General features: G+C 72.9%; 14 protein-coding genes, 1 tRNA gene and 5 pseudogenes. 6 read left to right on the top strand and 14 right to left on the bottom strand.

Annotation, left to right across the window (positions count from 1 at the left end):
• Nucleotides 1-3: 3 nt before the first annotated feature.
• Both JN350_RS13845 and JN350_RS13840 read right to left on the bottom strand, forming a co-directional pair.
• Nucleotides 4-1557 (bottom strand): ABC transporter substrate-binding protein, encoded by a 1554-nt coding sequence (locus JN350_RS13845; RefSeq protein ID WP_205462544.1) that lies wholly within the window; start codon nucleotides 1555-1557, stop codon nucleotides 4-6.
• Between the two features lie 35 nt (nucleotides 1558-1592).
• On the bottom strand, nucleotides 1593-2558 hold the full coding sequence (locus tag JN350_RS13840) for an alpha/beta fold hydrolase (protein WP_205462543.1): 966 nt from the start codon (nucleotides 2556-2558) through the stop codon (nucleotides 1593-1595).
• Between the two features lie 65 nt (nucleotides 2559-2623).
• Between JN350_RS13840 and JN350_RS13835 the strand changes: the two genes are divergently transcribed.
• On the top strand, nucleotides 2624-3520 hold the full coding sequence (locus JN350_RS13835; protein ID WP_240347336.1) for a siderophore-interacting protein: 897 nt from the start codon (nucleotides 2624-2626) through the stop codon (nucleotides 3518-3520).
• Nucleotides 3521-3576: 56 nt separating this feature from the next.
• Entirely contained in the window at nucleotides 3577-4344 is a 768-nt protein-coding gene (locus JN350_RS13830; protein WP_240347335.1) for an ABC transporter ATP-binding protein, read from the top strand.
• Between the two features lie 458 nt (nucleotides 4345-4802).
• Here JN350_RS13830 and JN350_RS13825 read toward each other — a convergent pair whose 3' ends face one another.
• From JN350_RS13825 to JN350_RS19645, 5 genes and pseudogenes are all read right to left on the bottom strand, one after another.
• Nucleotides 4803-5132: a Fe-S oxidoreductase gene (locus JN350_RS13825; RefSeq protein ID WP_205462542.1), complete on the bottom strand. Its 330-nt coding sequence runs from the start codon at nucleotides 5130-5132 to the stop codon at nucleotides 4803-4805.
• 40 nt (nucleotides 5133-5172) lie between these two features.
• Nucleotides 5173-6576, bottom strand: a complete 1404-nt coding sequence (locus tag JN350_RS13820) for a dihydrolipoyl dehydrogenase family protein (protein WP_205462541.1) — start codon at nucleotides 6574-6576, stop codon at nucleotides 5173-5175.
• 55 nt (nucleotides 6577-6631) lie between these two features.
• A complete protein-coding gene (locus JN350_RS13815) occupies nucleotides 6632-7342 on the bottom strand; it encodes an arginase family protein (protein ID WP_240347334.1) in 711 nt (236 codons plus the stop codon).
• A 152-nt stretch (nucleotides 7343-7494) separates the two neighbouring features.
• Complete coding sequence (locus JN350_RS19650; protein WP_123294264.1) at nucleotides 7495-8220, bottom strand: PspA/IM30 family protein; 726 nt, start codon at nucleotides 8218-8220, stop codon at nucleotides 7495-7497.
• A gap of 1590 nt (nucleotides 8221-9810) precedes the next feature.
• Nucleotides 9811-10221: pseudogene (locus JN350_RS19645) on the bottom strand (TPM domain-containing protein); the annotation flags it as partial.
• Nucleotides 10222-10522: 301 nt separating this feature from the next.
• Between JN350_RS19645 and JN350_RS13805 the strand changes: the two are divergent.
• Both JN350_RS13805 and JN350_RS21010 read left to right on the top strand, forming a co-directional pair.
• On the top strand, nucleotides 10523-10726 hold the full coding sequence (locus JN350_RS13805; protein WP_071255966.1) for a hypothetical protein: 204 nt from the start codon (nucleotides 10523-10525) through the stop codon (nucleotides 10724-10726).
• 47 nt (nucleotides 10727-10773) lie between these two features.
• A pseudogene (locus tag JN350_RS21010) lies at nucleotides 10774-11175 on the top strand (4'-phosphopantetheinyl transferase family protein); the annotation flags it as partial.
• A 177-nt stretch (nucleotides 11176-11352) separates the two neighbouring features.
• Here the strand turns inward: JN350_RS21010 and map are convergent.
• Nucleotides 11353-12114 (bottom strand): annotated as a pseudogene (map, locus tag JN350_RS13795) (type I methionyl aminopeptidase); the annotation flags it as partial.
• A 32-nt stretch (nucleotides 12115-12146) separates the two neighbouring features.
• Between map and JN350_RS13790 the strand changes: the two are divergent.
• Nucleotides 12147-12419 (top strand): helix-turn-helix domain-containing protein, encoded by a 273-nt coding sequence (locus JN350_RS13790; protein ID WP_194647881.1) that lies wholly within the window; start codon nucleotides 12147-12149, stop codon nucleotides 12417-12419.
• On the opposite strand, the gene JN350_RS13785 is transcribed toward JN350_RS13790, so the two are convergent.
• From JN350_RS13785 to JN350_RS13760, 6 genes and pseudogenes are all read right to left on the bottom strand, one after another.
• The gene (locus JN350_RS13785) at nucleotides 12416-13744 is read right to left on the bottom strand and encodes a M1 family metallopeptidase (RefSeq protein WP_240347333.1); all 1329 of its coding nucleotides are present in this window, start codon (nucleotides 13742-13744) and stop codon (nucleotides 12416-12418) included. The genes JN350_RS13790 and JN350_RS13785 overlap by 4 nt on opposite strands.
• A gap of 26 nt (nucleotides 13745-13770) precedes the next feature.
• Nucleotides 13771-17653: pseudogene (locus tag JN350_RS13780) on the bottom strand (Pls/PosA family non-ribosomal peptide synthetase).
• A gap of 45 nt (nucleotides 17654-17698) precedes the next feature.
• Complete coding sequence (locus JN350_RS13775; RefSeq protein WP_240347332.1) at nucleotides 17699-18556, bottom strand: Gfo/Idh/MocA family protein; 858 nt, start codon at nucleotides 18554-18556, stop codon at nucleotides 17699-17701.
• Nucleotides 18557-18839: 283 nt separating this feature from the next.
• Nucleotides 18840-18914, bottom strand: a tRNA-Arg gene (locus tag JN350_RS13770).
• Between the two features lie 404 nt (nucleotides 18915-19318).
• The gene (locus JN350_RS13765) at nucleotides 19319-19579 is read right to left on the bottom strand and encodes a hypothetical protein (protein ID WP_205462539.1); all 261 of its coding nucleotides are present in this window, start codon (nucleotides 19577-19579) and stop codon (nucleotides 19319-19321) included.
• A complete protein-coding gene (locus JN350_RS13760) occupies nucleotides 19537-19887 on the bottom strand; it encodes a hypothetical protein (protein WP_205462538.1) in 351 nt (116 codons plus the stop codon). The genes JN350_RS13765 and JN350_RS13760 overlap by 43 nt, the downstream gene beginning before the upstream one ends.
• A gap of 59 nt (nucleotides 19888-19946) precedes the next feature.
• Here JN350_RS13760 and argS point away from each other — a divergent pair.
• Nucleotides 19947-21618, top strand: a pseudogene (gene argS / locus JN350_RS13755) (arginine--tRNA ligase).
• Nucleotides 21619-21640 lie beyond the last annotated feature (22 nt).

Below are 21640 nucleotides of genomic sequence, written 5' to 3'. Positions count from 1 at the left end.
GTCTCACTTGACGGCGAGCTTCGACAGGTCGAGTCGCGAGTTACCGCCGTCCACGGGGAAGCCCGTGACGCCGGCGCGCACCGCGGTGATCTCGGTGGCCGTGTAGAGCCACTCGCCCGCGGCGTCCTCGCTCACGATCTTCGCGGCCTTCCGCAGGGCGTCGACCTTGGCGTCCTCGTCGGTGGCCGCGATCGACTGGGCGTACAGCGACTGCACCTCGGCGTTGTCGTAGCCGAAGTAGTAGTCGGGGTTCGCCCAGTTGCCGAAGTCGCGGGCCTCGACGTGGTCCACCATCGACAGGTCGAAGTCGCGCTCACCCGACTTCGGCGCCTGGAACACCGACGACAGCCAGGTGGCGAAGTCGACGCGCTTGACGGTCAGGGTGATCCCGACGTCGGCGAGCTGCGACTTGAGCACGTCGCCGATGGTCGCCGGGTAGATGTTCGCGTACGTCAGCGTGAGCTTCAGGTTCTCTTGCCCGGCGGCGGCGAGGAGCTGCTTGGCGTTGTCGGGGTCGTACGCGTCGATGTCGGTGAGGTCCTCGTACCCGGGGTCGAGTTCGGGGATCGGCCCGCCCTGCTCGACACCCGTGCCACCGATGGCCTTGATGAGGGCCTTCGGGTCGATCGCCTGCCGGATCGCCTGGCGCACGCGCTTGTCGGTGAACGGCGCCTTCCGGTCGTTGAACGCGAGCGTGTACTTGTCGGTCGTCTTGCCGGAGTGCAGCGCGATGTCCGAGTTGCCGTCGAGCTGGCTCTTCAGCGTGCCGTCGACCGGGTTGAGGACGTCGAGGTCGCCGTTCGCCATGGCGTTGACGGCCGTCGACGGGTCGGTGATGTACCGGAAGACGATCTTCGCGACCTTCGCCTTCGTGCCCCAGTAGTCGTCGTTGCGGTCGAAGGTGAGCGAGTCACCCTGCTTCCAGCTCGCGACCTCGTACGGGCCGGTGCCGTTCGCGGTGTCCGACAGGTCGTTCGTCGCGGCCTTCTCGAGCACCAGGCCGGCGCGGCCGGTCAGGTTCCACAGCAGGTCCGAGTCGGGCTTCGCCAGCTTGAGCTCGACCACACCGGTCGACGGGGACGTGATCGAGGTGACGCCCGCGAGCTTGGCGGAGTCGACGTAGGTCTCGTTCGACTTGACCTGCTCGAGCGACCAGACCACGTCTGCCGCGGTGACGTCCTTGCCGTCCTGGAAGGTGATGCCGTCGCGCAGCGTGAACGTGTAGGTCAGGCCGTCGTCGGAGACCTCGTGCTCGGAGGCCAGCACGTCGCGGACGTCGCCGTCGGCGGTCCGGCCGACGAGCCCCTGGTACACGTTGTCGATGAGCACCTGGTCGAGCGCTGCACCGGACTGCGTGCGGATGTCGAGGCTGGTCGGTTCGAGCACCAGGCCGACGCGCACGGTGGCGTCGGCGCCGCCGTCCTCGTTCGATGAGCCGGAGCAGGCGGTCAGCGCGAGGGCGGAGACGACGGCGACCGCGGTGGCGGCGAGGGCAGCGCGTCCGATGCGCGTGGTGCGCGCAGCCCGAGCGGTACGGCGGGGCAGGAGTGGACTCATGGGGTGTGGGTTCCTTCCGGGCGCGAGGGCGATGATCAGTGCTCGCGCTCGCACGAGGTTACCGGCGGCCGGTGTCGTCCGCGGTCGGTTCTTCGATCCGGTGCAACAAACCGTGACGTTCCGCCCATGCCCGGATCGCCGCAGCGAGTTCGAGCGGCGCCTGGTTCTGCACCGCGTGCCGGGCGGTGACCGTCACGATCTCGGCGTCCGGCAGCCGCTCGGCGAACGCGGCGTGCAGCTTCTGGCGAGACGTACCCGCGGTCGCCGCGGACGAGCAGGATCGGCACGCGCAGGGCCTCGAGGTCGGGCCACGCGTCGGCGAAGCGCCCCACCGACGACGTGCGGCCGGCGGGCAGGTGCGGGAAGTGGTGACGCCGCACGAGCGCGCCGTCGTCACCGAGCCGCGTGGTGTGGCGCGCCTCGCGCAGCAGCACGTGCCGATCGTCACCGACACGTGCTTCGATCGCCCGGTCGACGACCTGGTCCAGGGTGGCGAACGGTTCCTCGGCCTCGAGCGCCCGGGCGATCCGGTCGACCGCCCGCTGCGCGAAGTCCGGCGACATGTCGACGAGCACGAGGCCGGTGACCCGCTCCGGTGCCGTGGCCGCGAGCCGTGCCGACAGGATCGCGCCGAGGGAGTGCCCGACGACGATCCCCGGCGGCACCCCCAGGGCGTCGAGCGCCGCGAGCACGGTCGGCGCCGTCACGGACGCCCCGTAGTCCGCGTCGTCCCGCCACGACGACCGGCCGTGGCCGGGCAGGTCGAGGGCGACCGCCGGCTCGCCGACGGCGAGCGCGGTCTGGTCGAAGCTGTGGGCGTCGATGCCGAGCCCGTGCAGGTAGGTGATCCGGGCCTCCCGGTCGCCCCACCGGATGGCGGACGTCTCCTGCCCGTCGTCGGTGCGGACCACCTGCCTGGAGGCGCGGAGCGGCTTCGTCACGCCGCTCGCTCGGGCGAGCGCGGCCAGGTCTGCGAATTCTTCGTCGGGGGCATCGGACACGAAGCGATCTTCGCACCGTCCGCGGGGTCTGGAGGCGTTAGGTAAGGCATGCCATACTCGGATCCGTGGCAACCCGGTACCGCGTCTTCCCCGTCCGTGTGGCAGCGGTCACGTCGCTCACCCCGCACTTCGTCCGGGTGACGCTGACTGGCGACGCCCTGGCGGACTTCTCCTCGGTCGGGCTCGACCAGCGGATCAAGGTCGTCCTGCCGCTCGACGGCGTGGGTTTCTCCGAACTGCCCGAGGACGAGGACTGGTACGCCGCCTGGCGTGCCCTGCCGGACGCGGAACGGAACCCGCTGCGCACCTACACCGTCCGCTCGTTCCGGCCCGACGCCCGCGAGCTCGACATCGACTTCGTCGCGCACGGTGACGCCGGACCCGCATCGCGGTGGGTGTCGTCCTGCCGGGTCGGCGACGAACTCCGGATCGTCGGACCCCGCGTGCCGGAGTCGCCCGAGGACCTGCCGACCGGTGCCGCCGAGTTCGCACCCGGGCACGCGAACCGCATCCTGCTCGCCGGGGACGAGACCGCCGCCCCGGCCATCTGCGCCATCCTCGAGGCGCTCGACGTCTCGACCGTCGGCCACGTCTTCATCGAGGTGCCGACCGACGCCGACCGGCTGCCCGTGACCGCCCCCGCCGGGGTCGAGGTCCGCTGGATCGCCCGGAACGGTGCGACCCACGGCGTGCGCATGACCGACCAGGTGCACGCCTGGGCGTCGACGGTCGCCGCCGGTCCCGCTTGTGGGGACGCCGTCGAGCTGGCGGACGTCGACGTCGACGAGCAGGTGCTCTGGGACGTGCCGGCCACCGAGGAGTCACGCCCCGTCTACGCCTGGATCGCGGGCGAGGCCGGCTGCGTCAAGGAGCTTCGGCGGCACCTGGTGCGCGGCGTCGGCATCGACCGGAAGCAGGTCGCGTTCATGGGGTACTGGCGGCACGGCAAGGCCGAGAACTGAACGCCGCAGCCGGACTGCCGACCAGCGAGGCCGGAGTCCCGACGACCGCGCTCGGCGTGCGTGGGCTGACGCTCGCGTACGACGACCGCATCGTGGTGGACGCGCTCGACGTGGACGTCCCTGACGGTGAACTGACCGTCATCGTCGGCCCGAACGCGTGCGGCAAGTCGACGCTGCTGAAGTCGCTCGCACGCACCCTCAAGCCCCGAACCGGCACCGTGTACCTCGACGGAGCGCCGATCGACTCCTACCGTCCGAAGGCCGTGGCCCGGCGGGTCGGCATGCTGCCCCAGACGCCGATCGCCCCGGACGGCATCACCGTGCGCGACCTGGTGTCCCGCGGGCGGTTCCCGCACCAGGACCTGCTGCACCCGTCGTCCGGGTCCGACCGGCGTGCCGTGCAGGCCGCCCTCGAGCAGACGTCGACGGTGGAGCTGGCGGACCGGAGCGTCGACGAGCTCTCCGGCGGGCAGCGGCAGCGGGTGTGGATCGCGATGGTCCTGGCGCAGGAGACCGACATCGTGCTGCTCGACGAGCCGACGACGTTCCTCGACATCGCCCACCAGTACGACGTGCTCGAGCTGGCCTCGGCACTGCACGCCGCGGGTCGGACGGTCGTCGCGGTGCTGCACGACCTGAACCAGGCGGCGCGCTACGCCACCCACGTCATCGCGATGCGCCAGGGGTCGATCGTCGCTGCCGGACCCCCGGCCGCGGTGCTGACGGCCGACCTCGTCGAGGACGTCTTCGGCCTGCCGTGCGTGGTCGTCCCCGACCCCGAGACCGGCACGCCCCTCATCGTCCCCCGTCGTCCCGCCGCCTGATCCGCGGCCGCGCCCGCACCCCGAGGTTCCGAGATCTCGGCATCTCGCGCCGCACCCGGGCCGTCCGCGGAACCTCGGCGCCACGCAAGCGGCATGTCGTGGAAGCTCGGCGGCAGGGGTGGAGGGCGTCTGACCGACCGCGACGGGACGCGCCGACGGGGTGTCGCGACCGACCACCGTTCCTCAGCCGGGCAGGAGGCCGGACCCACGGCGGACGGGAAGCCCGTGGCGGCCGTGATCCGTGCCTCCCGTCCGCCGTTCGGTCACGTCTCGTCGCCTGGCCGGCCCTCACCGAAGGTCACGGCGCACCGCGTGTGCTGCGCCGAGTGGTCACGGACCGTCGAAAGCGGCCGGAGCCGCCGACGGTCTGCGACCACTCGGCGCCGGCCCGACGGGGTGTCATGACCGATCGGCACACGGCAAGGGGGAGAGAGGTGGGCGCCGCGCACGGCTACCCGTCAGCGGTAGCCGCCGTCCTCCAGCCCCGCCTCGACCTCGAAGCGGTTGCGGAGCGGATCACGGCCGGCGACGGCGTACAGCACCGGCATGAGCATGCCGTACCGCCGCCACTGCTCGACGTGCACCCGCTCGTGCCGCAGCACCCGGGCCCCGTCGTTGTCCCGGGTCAGGTACACCGACCCCACGCAGGTGCCGCCACGACGGAACACCCACCGTGGCAACCCCGAGCAGACAACGAGCCCGTCGACCACACGGACGCGGCCGGTCGACAGCGGTACGCCCATCGCCAGACCCACCGCCGTGGCGAACAGCCAGCCCACCCGCGACACGGGGAGTCGAGCAGCGCCCGGCGCGCCAGTCCGCGCACGCTCAGGCCGGGCGGCCGTAGGTCTCGAGCAGACGGAGCCAGATCTCGTTCATCGTCGGGTAGGCCGGCACCGCGTGCCAGAGGCGGTCGACCGGAACCTCGCCGACGACGGCGATCGTCGCCGCGTGCAGCATCTCGGCGACGTCCTGGCCGACGAACGTGACGCCCACGACGACCCCGCGGTCCTCGTCGACGACCATCTTGGCGCGGCCGGTGTAGCCGTCGGCCTGCAGCGCGGAACCCGCGACGCCGCCGAGGTCGTACTCCACGGCACGGACGTTCAGCCCCTGCTCGCGCGCAGCCTTCTCGGTCAGGCCGACGCTCGCGACCTCGGGGTCGGTGAACGTGACCTGGGGGACCGCGGCGTGGTCGGCGGTCGCGACGTGGGCGCCCCACGGCTCGGTGTGCAGCGGCGTGCCCTGGTGCCGGGCGGCGATCGCCTCGCCGGCCGCGCGGGCCTGGTACTTGCCCTGGTGGGTGAGGAGGGCGCGGTGGTTGGCGTCGCCGACGGCGTACAGCCAGTCGGTGCCGTGCACGAGCATCGTGTCGTCGACCTCGAGCCAGTCGCCGGCGGTGAGCCCGACGGACTCGAGCCCGAGGTCGGCGGTGTGCGGGGTACGGCCGGTGGCGGCGAGCACCTCGCTCGTGATGACGGTCGTGTCGTCGTCGAGCGTGGTGGTGACGAGCCCGTGCTCGTCGCGGTCGACCCGCACGGGGCTCACGCCGGTGCGGACGTCGACGCCGAGCTCGCGGAGGGCATCGGTGACGAGTTCGCCGGCGAACGGTTCCATGCCGCCGAGCAGCCCGTGCCGGGCGACGAGGGTGACCTTCGCGCCGAGCGATGCCCAGGCGGTGGCGAGCTCGGAGCCCGCGACACCGCCGCCGATCACGAGCAGGCTCTCCGGCACCTGCTGGGCGCTGGTGCCCTCGCGGGTGCCCCATGGCTTCGCCTCGGCGAGACCCGGCACGTTCGGCAGCGCGTGCAGCGACCCGGTCACGACGGCGACGGCGGCACGGGCGGTGTGCGTCTCGCCGCCGACCTCGATGGTCTTCTCGCCGGTGATGCGGGCGTGGCCGCGGATCAGGGCGATGTCGGCGGACTCGAGCCAGGACACCTGACCGTCGTCCTTCCAGTCCGAGGTGAACGAGTTGCGGCGCGCGAGCACGTGGGCGGCGTCGAGTTCGCCGGTGACGGCCTGCTTCGCACCGTCGAGCCGCTTCGCCGCTGCCAGGGCGTGGCCGCTGCGCAGCAGTGCCTTCGACGGCATGCACGCCCAGTAGGAGCACTCGCCGCCGACCAGTTCGGACTCCACGATGGCGACCGCCAGGCCGCGCTTGTGGGCGTAGTCCGCCACGTTCTCGCCGACTGCGCCGGCGCCGATCACGATGAGGTCGTAGTCCGTCATGAGGCCGAGCGTACGCGGACCGGCATGGGGTGCGCCCGGCGCGCCGGGTCGGTTCTCAGGCCACCCGGGAGGCGCTGGTCAACGCCCCGACGACGCGCAGGATCACGCCGAGGTCGTCCACTGCACGGTCCGGGTCGACGGGAGCGAAGCCGGTGAGCGCGGCGCCGGCCAGGCGGCGGCCGCGGGTCGCGGCCTGGATCCGCTCGACCAGTCCCGCACCGTCGAGTCCGAACGGCACCGGCTCGAGCAGACCATCGACCTCGGACGGGTCGAGGACGTCGAGGTCGACGTGCACGAACACCGACGTGGCGCCGGTGGCGTTGACGGCAGCGGCGAGGGCGTCCGGGGTGGCGGCGTCGACGTCGAGCCGGGTGATCCCGGCACGGTCGAGCGCGGCGTCCTCGGCGTCGTCGAGCCCGCGGACGCCCGCGACCACGACCGACGAGGCGGGGAGGACCGGCAGCGCGGGGAACAGCTCGTCGGCGCGGTCGACCAGAATCCGGAGGGCTGCGGTCTCGGCGGCGACGGGCTGGGCGCGGTTGAGTGTGCGGTACCCGCTGGACCCGGCGATGCGCACGAACGCGGTGTCCGGGCCGAGGCCGACGGTCGCGCCGAGGACGCTCGCGCCGTCGCCGCCGACGACGAGGACGGGTTCGCTCGCGACGCCGGTCTCCTCGGCCACGCGGTCGGCGACGGCGAGCACGGAGGTGTAGCGGGCGACGGCCGTCTCGAGCCGGTCGCCAGCGCCGGCGGGGACGTCGACCACGGTGGTGGACGCACGGGGAGGTCGGCCGCGATCGCGGTCGCTCCGTCCCCGAGGCGCATCGCGCGCGACGACGCCGAACCCTGCCACTGACCGACCACGAGGAACTGCATCGTCTCAGTCTGTCAGCTGGGGTCCGGCGCCGTCCGGGAGGGTCAGAGGCTCGACGAGCCGCCGGACTTCAGCGCGGCGAGTCGCGCTTCGACCTCGGCGTCCTTGCCCACGTCCTCGAGGCTCTCGAACTGCGCATCGAGGCTCGACGACTGCAGTTCCTGCTGCCCGAGGACCTTGGCCTCTTCGCGACGGACCTTCTCCTCGAAGCGACCGAGGTCGCTCGTCGGGTCGAGCACGTCGATGTTGCCGAGGGCGTCGTTGACCTTGGACTGCGCCTCGGCCGTCTTCGAGCGCGCGACGAGGTTGTCGCGCTTCGCACGGAGCTCCTCGAGCTTCTGCTCCATGCCGGCGAGGCCGGTCTTGAGCTTCTCGACCGCTTCGTTCTGCGAGGCGAGGTTCGGCTCGGCGTCCTTGACCTCCTGCTCGGCGGCGATCTGCTTGCCGATCGCGATCTTGGCGAGGTTGTCGAACTTGTCCGCCTCGGCCGTCTTGCCCTCGGCGCGGTACTTGTCCGCGGCGGTGGAGGCGTTGGCGGCCTTCTGGCCCCACTCGGACGAGGCGCGCTTGTCCTCTTCGTGGTCCTGCTCGAGCAGGCGCACGTTGCCGATCGTCTGAGCGATCGCCGTCTTCGCGTCGGCGATGTTGTTCGTGTAGTCGCGCACGAGCTGGTCCAGCATCTTCTGCGGGTCCTCGGCGTTGTCGATGAGCTGGTTGATGTTCGCTCGCACGAGGGTGGAGATGCGGCCGAAGATCGTCTGCTTTGCCATTGCTGTTCCCTTTCCTGGAAGGTCTGACGTGGTGTGTCTGGTCTGTCGGGTACTGGTCTGTGGGGTTCGTGGTCCGGCCGTGGGGTGGAACGGGCTCAGAAGCGGCCGCCGCCGGAGAACCCGCCGCCGCCCCCGCCGCCGCCCCCGCCGAAACCGCCCCCGCCACCGAAGCCGCCGCCCCCGCCGCCGAAGGAGCCGCCGCCAGAAGCTGCCACCGCGACCGCCGAGCAGGCCGCCGAGCACGATGCCGGTGACGAGGCCGCCGAGTTGTGCGCCGTTGCCGCCGCCCCCACCGAAGCCGCCGCCCCCGCCGCCCCAGCCGCCCATGTCGTCGTTCGCCGAGTCCATCGCCGCGGCGGCGTACTGCTCGGCCGCGCGTGCTGCCTGCAGTGCCTGTCCGGGGTCGGTGGTGGCGAGCTGCACGGCGTCGTCGAGGGCGCGTTCGGCCTCGGACAGGCGGGTGCGGGCAGTCGGTCCGATGCCGCCACGGTGCAGCGAGATGTACTCGCGCGCCTGGCTGATCCGGTTGCGGGCGTCGCGCAGGGCGTCGTCGAGGGCGCGGGACGCCCGGCGCTGCTGCTCTTCGGCACCCCGGGCGGCCGCGATGGCCTGGTCGATCTCGGTGTTCGCCTTCGTGAGGGCGTCGACCGCGGTGATCGGGTCCTTCGGGTCGAACCCCTGCCGCAGGACGGTCTGTGCCCGGGTCACGGCCGCGGCGAGGTCGGGACCGCCCACGGTGAGGGTCCGGGCCGCGGCGACGTCGCCCTCGATGTCGATGCGCATGGCCTCGGCGCGCGCGGTGGCCTCGGTGAAGGTGCCCTCGGCCGCGATCGCGCTGTTCGTGAGCTGCTGCACTTGCGCCAGGGCGTGCTGGGCGTCGCGCACGGCGATCACCGCTTCCCCCTTGTCGCCGGCCGCGATCGCCGCGGTGGCCGCGTTCGAGCGTTCGGTGGCGTAGGCGAGGACCTGGTGGGCCTGGTCGACGTTGTCGGCCACGGTCGCGAGGGTGCGTCCGGTGTAGCTCGCTCGGACGCGGTCGAGCGAGGCCGCTGCTGCGCCGACCGACGCCGGGGCCTCCGCGACCGCCTGCGCCAGCGCGGCGGCTGCTTCCTCGACGCCGTCCTCGAGCGAACGGAGCTTGTCGAACGACTCGGTCTGTTCCTCGATCGAGGCGTGCGCCTGCTGGCAGATCGCGATGATCTGGTTCGCCCAGTCGGCACGCTGCTGCGGGGAGTCCGGGATCTCGTCGTCGAGCTGCTGCCGGAACGTGAAGGCCTTGCGCACGGCCTGCTGCGCGGCGGCGACGGCGTCGGCGAAGGGCTTCGCGGCGTCGGGACCGAACTGGGCCGTAGCGAACCCGACCTCTTGCTCGGCGGTGCGGAGCTCGTCGTCGATCGTCACGAGCGCGCCGCCGGCGGTGCGCTCGAGGTCGGCGAGGGACTCCTGCTGCGCCTTCGTGGCCGCGGCGGTCTTCCGCTTGTTCCGGGTGCGGATGACGAGCACGACGACGATCAGGCCGACGACGATGACGAGCAACAGGATCCAGAGCCAGGTCAGGTTCGGCGGTGCCTGGGTGTCCGTCAGGCCGTTCGCGAACGCCACGGCTGCACCGGACCAGTCGTCCTGCTTCAGCGCGGGGAGCAGGGAGTCGTTCACGGCGCTCTGCACGTCGGACTCGGAGATGGCGGTCTCGTTCGTCTGCTGCACGTCGTAGTTGCGGTCGTCGACCGCGACCGACAGCAGGATGCCGTCGGTGTCGATCTGGTTCTGCTCCCTGACCGCGGATCCCCACGCGGTGTGGTCCGTCGGATCGGTGAACGTCGGCACGAACACGACGTACAGCTGCGTCTGGGTCTCGGCGTACAGGTCCTGCACCGCCTGTTCGACCTGCGCCTGCTGCGAGGAGCTCAGGGCGTCGGCTTCGTCGAGGACGTACGCCCCGCCCAGGTCGACCGGTGCCGTGGCCTGCGCGGTCGCCGCCGGAGCCAGGACGATCAGCATCGCCACGACCGCTGCCGTGACGCGACCCCAGAGTCGCGCTGTCCCCCGTTCCGTCCTCGACCCGCCTGTGCCCGATCCGCGCTGGACCGTTCGCATCCGTCCTCCGTCCGTCACCGGTCGGCGCCGTCGACGCCGTCCCGAACCGCGCCTGAGAGCGCCGTCGCCCGGAGTCTATCCACGGCGTGGGGGCGTCGGACGGACTCTCGGCGAACACTGTGGACAAGCCGATCCATGGGTGTCTTGTCCCCCGGAGCGGGGTAGGCTGGCGGCACTGTTCGACGACGAACGGAAGGGAACAGCAATGGAGCGAACCACGAGTACCGAGGTCGTCCCGCTCGAGGACGGCTACCACCGCGTCTCGACGCCGGCGACCGGCGTGATCGGCTTCGTGCGCGAGCACGACGGCCGCTACGAAGTGCTGCGCGGACGCGTCCGCCAAGCGACCCGGTCCGAGGGTCTCTACAGCACGATGAACGTCGCACTGATCGCACTGACCCACGCGTAGCGACCACGGCCCTGGGCCGGCCACCCGCACACCCGTAGGCTGCGTGCGTGGGTGAGTCGGGCCTCCAGGCCGTCGTGGTGACGCTGTGCGCGACGGGTGCGGACCGCGCTGTCGACCGGGAGGCCCTGGTCGCCGCCGTCGCCTCGGCTGCGGCGGTCGAGACGGCCGCCGTGCGCGCGGGGCGTGTCTGCCCGCACTGCGCGGGGACCGACCACGGTCGCCCCTGGGCCACGGTGCACGGCACCGCCTTCGGCGTCAGCCTGTCGCGCACGACCGGTGTGCTCGCGGTCGCGGTCGCGGTCGCGCCCGGCCTGGTCGGCGTCGACCTCGAGCGGGTGTCCCGCGTCGGCGCAGCGCCCCTCGACGCCTTCACACCCGGCGAGCGCGAGCGCTCGGCCGGCGATGCCGGCTTGCTCGCGGCCTGCTGGGCGGCGAAGGAGGCCGTGCTGAAGCGCGACGGTCGGGGGTTGCGCGTCGACCCGCTGTCGGTCGACGTGGACGTCGCTGCCGGCACCGCGCGGTTCGAGGAGCGAGACCACCCGGTGTCGGTCGTCCGGCCGGACCCCGACCTGGTGCTCGTCGTCGCGGCCGGCGGGCTGCCCGTCGTGGTCGAGGGGCCGCTCAGCGGGGAGTGTGAGCACCTCGGCGCCGTCCTCGGTGATCGCGATGGTGTGCTCGGTGTGGGCCGTCCGGGCTCCCGTGGCACTGCGGAGCGTCCAGCCGTCGGCATCGGTGACGAGCACGTCGGTGTCCGCCATCACCCACGGCTCGAGCGCGAGCAGGAGGCCGGGCCGGAGCGTGTAGCCGCGGCCCGCGCGGCCCGTGTTCGACACGTGCGGGTCCTGGTGCATGGTCGAGCCGATGCCGTGGCCGCCGAACTCGACGTTGACGGGGTAGCCCGCACCCTCGAGCACGGTCCCGATGGCGTGCGACAGGTCGCCGATCCGGGCCCCGGGTCCGGCGGCGGCGATCCCGGCGGCCAGCGCGCGCTCGGTCGCGTCGACGAGGGCGAGGTCCTCGTCGCGCGGGATGCCGACGACGAAGCTCACGGCGGCGTCGGCGGCGATGCCGTCCAGCGACACCGCGAGGTCGAGGGTGAGCAGGTCGCCGTCCGCCAGGGCCCGGTCGTGCGGCAGCCCGTGCAGCACGGCGTCGTTCACGGCGGTGCAGATGTGGTGGCCGAACGGACCGCGGCCGAACGACGGTGCGTAGTCGACGTAGCAGGAGTCCGCGCCGGCGTCCTCGATCATCCGCTTCGCCCACCGGTCGATCTCGAGCAGGTTCGTGCCCACGCGGGTCCGGTCGCGCAGGGTCTGCAGGATGGTGCCGACGAGGGCACCGGTGGCACGGGCCTTGTCGACCTCGGCGGGCGTCAGGATCTCGATCACGCGGATGATCATACCGGTATTACTATGTGGGGATGGTCCGTCTCCCGCTCCGCCCCGACGAGGTCGCGCGCGGCCGCCGTCTCGGTGCCCTGCTCCGCCGCGCACGTGGCCCACGGTCGATCGTCGACACCGCCCTCGCCGCCGGGATCTCGCCCGAGACCCTCCGGAAGATCGAGACCGGGCGGATCGCGACGCCGGCGTTCTCGACCATCGCCTCCGTCGCCGGCGTGGTCGGACTGTCGCTCGACGCGGTCTGGTCCGAGGTCAGCTGCGACCCGGCGGACGACGGCGAACTGGCTGGCTAGTCGACGAGCGGCGCGGGCAGTGCCGGCACCGACGCCTCGTCGATCCACGGGCCGGTGACCGCCCTGACGGCCTCGACGTCACGGCCGGCGGCGTCCGCGAAGGCCTCGAGCACGTCGGGCACCGTCACCGAACCGTGCCGGTGCCGTTCGGTGATGCTGCGCAGCCCGGCGGAGAACGCGTCGTCGCCGAACGTGCGGCGGACGGCGTGCAGGGCGAGGGCGCCGCGCTTGTAGACCCGGTCGTCGAACATGTCCTTCGCGCCGGGGTCGCCGACGACGAGGTCCTCGGGCTGGTCGAGGAGCCCCTGCCGGTACTGCGCCGCGAGCACGTCGGCGGTGTCGCCGCCGTGGTGCTCGGACCACAGCCACTCGGCGTAGCAGGCGAACCCCTCGTGCAGCCAGATGTCCTGCCAGCGGGTGACCGTCACCGAGTTGCCGAACCACTGGTGCGCGAGCTCGTGCGCGATGAGCCGGTCGGTGCCGTGCTCGCCGTCGACGTGGTTCCGGCCGAACACCGCCAGCCCGTGGGCCTCGAGCGGGATCTCGAGCTCGTCGTCGGTGACCACGACGCCGTACGCCGCGAACGGGTACGGGCCGAAGCGGTCCGAGAACAGAGCGAGCATCTCCGGCACCTGCCCGAAGTCGGTCTTCGCGGCGGCCGCCAGGTCGGCGGGGTGGTGCAGGGTCACGGGCACGACGGCGCCGCGGAGCCTCGTCGTGCGGTACCGCCCGATCTGCACCGTCGCCAGGTACGTCGCCATCGGCTCGGTGGTGGCGTAGGTCCAGCGGGTGCCGATGCGGTCCCGTTCCTTGCCGAGCAGTTCTCCGTTCGCCAGGACGTCGTACGCGGCCTCGGCGGCGATCTCGAACCGGTAGGTCGCCTTGTCGTCCGGTCGGTCGTTGCACGGGAACCACGAGGGTGCCCCCGTCGGCTGGGCCGCGACGATGACGCCGTCGGTGAGCTCCTCCCACCCGACCTGGCCCCAGGCGCTGCGGACGGGTCGAGGGTTGCCGCGGTACCGCAGGTGCACGGTGAACGTGGTGTCGGCCGCGATCGGCGACGCCGGGGTCACGGTGACCTTGTGCACCGCCTTCGACACCTTCTTCGCGCGGGTGCCGTCGACGTCGGCACGCTCGACGCTCAGGCCGTGCAGGTCGATGACGATCCGGTCGAGGGGTTCGTGGGCACGAGCGGTGATCGTCGCCGTGCCGTCGAGGCGGTTCGTGGCGACGCGGTAGTCGAGACGGAGGTCGTAGTGCTCGGCGCTCCAGCGTCGGTCGCCGCTGTGCGGGGTGTACGGGTCGGCAGCGGGGGTGTTCGGCACGGTCCCAGTCAACCCCATGGCGCCGGTCAGTCCGCCACGGTGGCCGGTTCGGCTGTCCACGGAGCGATGGGGTTGCCGGACCAGCGGGACCCGGTGGGCACCTGCTCACCGCGCATCACGAGCGAGGCGGGCCCGACCGTGGCGCCCGTGCCGATGCCGGCGGCGGGCAGGACGACGCTGTGCGGCCCGAGGGTCGCACCGGCGTCGAGCCGCACGGTGTCGAGCTGCATCACCCGGTCGTGGAACAGGTGGGTCTGCACGACGGTCCCACGCGCCACCGATGCGCCGGCCCCGATCGTGACGAGGTCGGCCTCGGGCAGCCAGTAGGTCTCGAGCCAGGTGCCGCGGCCGATCGTCGCGCCGAGGCTCCGCAGCCACGCCGCCAGGGCCGGGGTGCCGGTGGCCTGCTCGGCGAACCAGGGCCGGGCGACCGTCTCGACGAAGGTGTCCTGTACCTCGTTGCGCCACACGAACGACGACCACAGCGGGTGCTCCCGGGCGGTGATCCGGCCGACGAACGCCCACTTCGCGATCGTCGACACCACGGCGGCGACGGCCCCGGCGACGATGAGCACCGGTCCGGCGAGCAGCACCGTCCACCCGACGCCGACCGCCGACCACAGGGCGAGCAGGGTGCCCGCCACCCCGAGGGCGATCGCAGCGGACACCATCGGGGCCACGAGCCGCAGCAGCTCCCAGCAACCGCGGGCGACCTTGAGCCGGACGGGCGGGTGGAAGGTGCGCTCCTCGTCGAACTGCGTCGCCGCACGGCGCAGGCGCACCGGGGGCGAGCCGAGCCACGACGACCCGCGCTTGGCCTTCTTCGGCACGGCGGACAGCACCGCCACCAGCGCCTCGCGCGGGACGGAGCGTCCGGCGCCCGTCATCCCGCTGTTGCCGAGGAACGCCCGGCGCCCCACCTTCGACCGGCCGATCCGCACCCGGCCACCACCGAGCTCGTACGTCGCGACCATGGTGTCGTCGGCCAGGAAGGCACCGGACGCGATCTGCGTCAGCGCGGGGATGAGCAGAACCGTGGAGATCTCCGTGTTCCGGCCGACCTTCGCCCCGAGCAGCCGCAACCACACGGGCGTCACGAGCGAGGCGTACAGCGGGAACAGCAGCGTGCGCGCCGCGTCCAGCACCCGCTCCGTCGACCACGCCTGCCACCCGATCCGCGACCGCACGGGGTGGCGACCCTCGTGCAGCCCGATGCCGAGCAGCCGCACCGACCCCACCACGAGCAGCGCGTACACGGCCCCGGCGACGACAGTCGCGAGCGGCACGGTCGCGAGCGCGCGCAGCACCGCGTCGCCGAGCGTCGACGCACGCCCGACCAGGGCGACGGCGACCAGCAGCCCGACCGCGACACCGATCACCGGCAACCCAGCCACGGCCACGGAGCCGGCCCCGTACGCCAGCAGCCAGCGTCGACGCGACGGGGGACGGGCCTCCCGGCCGTGCCTGGCCGACCCGACACGTTCGGCAGGCGAACCCGCCCAGCGCTCACCGGCGGGCACCCGGCCGGCGACCGCCGAGCCGGCCTCGACCTCGGCACCCGCGCCCACGTGCGCACCGGGCAGCAGCGTGGTGCGGCTGTGCACGACGGCGTCGTCGTCCACGCGGACCCGGCCGAGCCGGAACACGTCACCGTCCACCCAGTGCCCCGCGAGGTCCACCTCGGGCTCGATCGACGCACGCTTGCCGATCGTGAGCATCCCGGTGACCGGCGGCAGCGTGTGCAGGTCGACGTCCGTACCGATCCGCGCCCCGAGCGCCCGGGCGTAGTAGCTGATCCACGGGGCCCCGGCGGTCGAGGGACCGTCGACCGCCTCGGCGATCCGCTCCGCCAGCCAGACCCGCAGGTGCACCGAGCCACCCCGGGGTACGACCCCGGCCGGACCCCGACCAGCAGCAGCCGGGCCAGCACGACCGTGAGCGCCATCTTGCCGATCGGCGTCACGAACACCAGCAGCGCGACGACGAGCGCCGGCCAGGGGAGCACCGGCAGGAACGGCAGCGTCGTCGCGTGCAGCACCGCCGCGACCATGGCCGTCCACGTCAGGACCCGCAACCCGCGCAGCACCTGCACCGGCAAGCCGAGCAGCGTCATCGCGAGCCCCATCGTCGGCGGGACCGGCGTCACGTCGCGCGATGCGGCCGCCACCGGACCGGACTCGTCCAACGCGGCCGCCAGCGCGCCGATGCGCGGGTGGTCGTAGACGTCGGCGACGGTCGTCGACGGGAACCGCTCGCGGATCGCCGACACCAGTTGCGCCGCCGTCAGCGACCCGCCACCGTGCGCGAAGAAGTCGTCGTCGACGCTCGACACCGGCACCCCCAGGATCGCCGCCCAGCGCTCCGCGATCCACGCCACCGTGTCCGGCAGCATCGCGGCGTCGGTCGCCCCGGGCAACGGCCACGGCAGGGCGGCACGGTCGACCTTGCCCGACGTCCGCGTCGGCAACGAGTCCACCACCGCGAGGAGCGGGACGAGCGCAGCGGGCAGCTCCTGCCGCAACCGGGCGTTCGCAGCCGTGACGTCCACCGTGGCACCCGCCACCGGCGCCACGTACCCCACCAGCACCTGGTTGCCCGCCGGGGTGCGCTGCACCACGGCCGCACCACCGGCCACGTCGTCGAGCGCCTGCAGGGCCGCGTCGATCTCGCCGAGCTCGATGCGCCGGCCACCGAGCTTCACCTGGTCGTCCGCACGCCCCTGGAACACGAGCCCCTCGGGGTCGTACCGCACCAGGTCACCACTCCGGTACGCCCGCTCCCACCCGAGCTCCGGGAACGGCGCGTACTTCTCCGCGTCCTTCGCCGGGTCCAGGTACCGCCCCAACCCGACACCACCGATCACGAGCTCACCGACCCCGCCCGGCTCCACCCGCTGCCCGGCACCGTCCACGACCGCCAGGTCCCACCCGTCCAGCGGCAGCCCGATCCGGATCGGCTGCCCGCCGTCGAGCAGCGACCCGCACGCCACCACCGTCGCCTCCGTCGGACCGTACGTGTTCCACACCTCACGATCGCGACTCGCGATCCGCGCCGCCAGCTCCGGCGGGCAGGCCTCACCGCCGAAGATGACCAGCCGCACCTGCTCCAACGCATCGTCCGGCCACAGCGCCGCGAGCGTCGGCACCGTCGACACCACCGTGATCGTGTGCGCGATCAACCACGGTCCGAGGTCCACCCCCGTCCGCACCAACGACCGCGGCGCCGGCACCAACGCGGCACCGTGCCCCCACGCCAGCCACATCTCCTCGCACGACGCATCGAACGCGACACTCAGCCCCGCCAGCACCCGGTCAGCGGGACCGATCGGCGCCGCCTGCAGGAACATCCGCGCCTCGGCGTCGACGAACGCAGCCGCAGAACGGTGCGTCACGGCCACGCCCTTCGGCACCCCGGTCGACCCCGACGTGAAGATGATCCACGCGTCGTCGTCCAGGCCGGGGAGCTCGGCGCTCGCCGCGGGGTCCGTCACGGGCAGCTCGCCGCCGTCGCGGTCGCGCAGGACGCCGCCGGCCCCGATGACGCCGACGACGCCGGCCTCGCCGAACACCAGGGTCGCGCGTTCCTCGGGGTCGTCGGCGTCGACGGGAACGTAGGCGGCTCCGGCGGCGAGGACCGCGAGGATCGACAGGTACAGGTCACGCCCGCCGGAGGGATCCGCACCCCGACCCGGTCACCCCGGCGAACACCGCGACGGGCGAGGTCGTCGGCCTGCGCGCGCACGAGGTCGAGCAGGGCGGCGTAGTCGACGGTGCCGGCGGGGTCCTCGAGCGCGGTGGCGGTCGGGTGGGTGGCCGCGGTGGCCGCGAGGACGTCGAACAGGGTCCGTGGTGCGGGGGCGTGCCCGCCGCGGGCGAGTTCGAGCTGCGCGTTCCCGGTGCCGGTGGTCATCGGTTCCCTCTTCCCGGTCGCGTGCAGGACGACCGGCCCGTGATCCTAGGGGGTCGAGGTGTCGCGCTCGGAAACAGACGCCACGGCCCCGGTGCCGAGGTCCGCACGCGCCGCGTCGAGCGCCCGCGCGATCCCGATCGAGTCGTCGAGCGAGTGCACCGGCGACTCCGTCCGGCCGTCCGCCACGTACCGGGCGAGCGCCGCCGCCTGCCAGACGAGCCCCTGCCGACCCCGCAGCCCGGTCGGCTCCGACCAACGGTCCTCCCCACCCCGGTGGTGCACCGCGAACGACGCCGGGAACACGAAGTGGTCGGTGTACCGCACGGTGGCCCGGCTGCCCGCGATGGCCGCCAGCCCCGGCGTCCACGCCGTCATCGACGTGGCCACCACGGCCTGTGCGCCACCGTCCGCCGTCGACACGGTGACGGACTGGAGGTCGACCCCGCGGTCCGAGACCGCTCCCGTCGTGCTGCTGGTCACCGGGGCGCCGGTGGCGAACCGTGCGAACCAGTGCCCGTAGACACCGGCATCGAGGAGTGCGCCGTCGCCGGCGGCGGGGTCGAACATGCGGTCGGCCGGGTCCGGGTCGTGCGGCCACCCGACGTCCACGGTCGCGAGCCGGACGTCGCCGAGGGCGCCCTCTGCGAGCAGACGGGCGATCACCGTGGAGCCGGGCAGGTACCGGGTCCACATCGCCTCCATCGCCAGGACGCCCTCGGCCCGTGCGGCGTCGGCGAGGGTGCGGGTGTCCGCGGCCGAGGTCGTCATCGGCTTCTCGACGAGGACGTGCTTGCCGGCGGCGATCGCGAGCAGCGCGTGCCCGAGGTGCTGCGGGTGCGGGGAGGCGACGTAGACGACGTCGACGGTGGGGTCCGCGACGAGGGCCTCGTACGAGCCGTGCACCCCAGGGACGCCGTGGCGGGCGGCGAAGGCGGCGGCACGCTCGGGGAGCGGGACCCCACGGCGACGACGCGCTGGTCGGAGTTCGCGTGCATCGTGGCGGTGAAGTCGTTCGCGATCTGCCCGGGGCCGATCACGCCCCACCCGAGCGTCGGCCCGCCTCGGAGCGCGTGGACCTCGGGCTCGGGGAACGTCATCGTCATGCCGGCACGCTACCGGGCGGACCCGACCGTCGTCGCGCGGCGTGGCGCCCGGATCCGACCCGCGCGGCCCTGCGGTGTTGTTCTGGTGCCCCCAGGAGGATTCGAACCTCCGCCCCTGCCTCCGGAGGGCAGTGCTCTATCCCCTGAGCTATGGGGGCCAAGGGGTGCAACAACCGTAGCAGGTCCGGCGCGCGGTCCCGGACAGCGCGTGTCGCGCAGGGGACGCGACTGCAGGGCGGACGGGAGGCGCGGTGCGGGCCCGCCACGGGCCTCCCGTCTGCACGGTGCGCGCGTTGCGGGCCGGTGTGAGGTTCCGTGTTCCGTGCGGCGCTGCAGGCGCGCACCGCGCGTGCAACCTCGCACCGGATGGTGGACCCGGCGCCGTGCGTGGTCGCCGCTGGACGGGAGGCGCGGTGCGGGCCCGCCACGGGCCTCCCGTCCGCACGGTGCGCGCGTTGCGGGCCGGTGCGGGGTTGCGCGCTTCGTGCGGCGCTGCAAGGGCGCACCAGGCGTGCAACCTCGCACCGGGCGGCGGACCCGGCACCGTGCCGGCGCGGGCGCGTCAGCCCGCGGGCGTCGCCGACGCCGACGGCTGCAGCGCTGCGCGCACCGCGTCGACGACCGGCTGTGCGCCGCCGGGCTCGGTGAACAGCGTCGACTGCGTGGTGATCCAGTACGGGTCGGCGAAGGCGTCCGCGCGGCCGACGGCGTCGTTCAACGCGAAGTAGCCCTCGACGCGGTAGGTGGGGACCGAGCCGCCCCGGTCGTACAGCGCGTCCTTCAGGTTCGTGAGCGACTTCTCAGGCAGGTCGGCGACCGCCAAGGTGATCGTCTCGGTGTCGTCGTCGGTGGCGACGAACTGGCAGACGCGACCCCGCTGCTTCGCGATCGTCGCGGCGGGGAGCCCTTCGCCGGGGTGAAGGAGTCGTCGAGCGCGAAGGTCGTCCCGTACACGGACAGGGCCTCGGTCGGCAGGAGCTCGGCGCAGGTCTGCGACACCGTCTTGCCCACCGGGGTCGCGCTGGGCGTCGGGTCGCTGTCCCCGCCGCCCGAACAGGCCGACAGGGCGAGTGCTGCTGCGGCGGTGACGACGGCGACGGAGCACGCCCGGGCACGGCTTCGGGTGGTCATCCCGACATGATGGCCCATCGTCCGGCGTGCACCTGGGTGTCCCGGTAGACTCGTCCGCCGTGACTCCTGCCGAACTCTCCGCCGCGTACCTGTCGATCCTGACCGGGATCGTCGAGCGACGAGGCGCGTCCGAGACCGTGACGATCGGGGACTCCCACGTGGTGCTCGAGCGTCCGAAGAACCGCGCGCACGGCGACTGGGCATCGAACGCCGCGATGCAGCTCGCGAAGCGCATCGGCACGAACCCGCGCGAGCTCGCGACGGAGATCGCCGGCGAGCTGACCGAGCTCGACGGCGTGGCCTCGGTCGACGTCGCCGGCCCGGGGTTCATCAACATCACGCTCGAGGCCGCAGCGGCCGGTGAGATCGCCCGCACCATCGTCGAGGGCGGCGACGCCTTCGGACACGGCGACCTGTACGACGGCGTCCGGATCAACCTGGAGTTCGTGTCGGCGAACCCGACCGGCCCGATCCACATGGGCGGCGTGCGCTGGGCGGCGGTCGGCGACAGTCTGGCCCGCGTGTTCCAGGCGCAGGGCGGCCTCGTCACCCGCGAGTACTACTTCAACGACCACGGCGCGCAGATCGACCGCTTCGCCCGCTCGCTCGTGGCGTCGGCGCTCGGTGAGCCCACGCCGGAGGACGGCTACGGCGGCGCGTACATCGCCGAGATCGCAGCGCGCGTCATCGCGACGCTCGACCCCTCGGTCGACGTGAAGGACCTGCCGCGCGACGAGGCGCAGGAGGTCTTCCGGCGCGAGGGCGTCGACTTCATGTTCGCCGACATCAAGTCGTCGCTGCACGACTTCGGCGTCGACTTCGACGTCTACTTCCACGAGAACGCCCTGCACGAGTCGAAGGCCGTCGAGCGTGCCATCGCACGGCTGCGGTCGTCGGGTGTGATGTACGAGGCCGAGGGCGCCGAGTGGCTCCGCACGACCGACTTCGGCGACGACCGCGACCGCGTGGTCATCAAGTCCGACGGCGAGCCCGCGTACATCGCCGGCGACCTGGCGTACTACCTCGACAAGCGCGAGCGCGGCTTCGAGCGCAACCTCATCATGCTCGGCGCGGACCACCACGGCTACGTCGGTCGGATGATGGCGATGTGCGCCGCGTTCGGCGACGAGCCGGGCACGAACCTCGAGATCCTGATCGGGCAGATGGTCAACCTGCTCAAGGACGGCGAGCCGATGCGCATGTCGAAGCGCAACGGCACCATCGTCACGATGGAGGACCTCGTCGACGCCGTGGGCGTCGACGCCGGCCGCTACTCGCTCGTCCGGTTCGCCAGCGACACCGCGATCGACATCGACCTCGACCTGCTCGTCAAGCGCACCAACGACAACCCGGTGTTCTACGTGCAGTACGCCCACGCACGCACCCAGTCGGTGGCCCGCAACGCCGAGGCCGCCGGGGTCGATCGCTCGGTGTTCGACGCCTCGCTGTTGTCGCACGACTCCGAGGGTGCGCTGCTCGGCGCCCTCGCCGAGTACCCGCGCGTGGTGCGCCACGCCGCGGAGCTCCGCGAGCCGCACCGCATTGCCCGGTACATCGAGCAGCCTCGCGGGCCTGTACCACCGCTGGTACGACGCCTGCCGCGTGACCCCGCTCGGCGACGAACCGGTCACCGACCTGCACCGCACGCGCCTGTGGCTGAACGACGCCACCGGCCAGGTCGTCCGCAACGGCCTCGGCCTGCTCGGCGTGAGCGCTCCGTCCCGCATGTAGCGGCAGCGGCGTCACGAGCAGA

It is taken from the genome of Curtobacterium sp. 24E2 (genome assembly GCF_016925595.1).
Taxonomy (GTDB): Bacteria; Actinomycetota; Actinomycetes; order Actinomycetales; family Microbacteriaceae; genus Curtobacterium.
The sequence above is the reverse complement of the archived record's forward strand: the minus strand, read 5'-3'. Positions and strand labels throughout refer to the sequence as shown.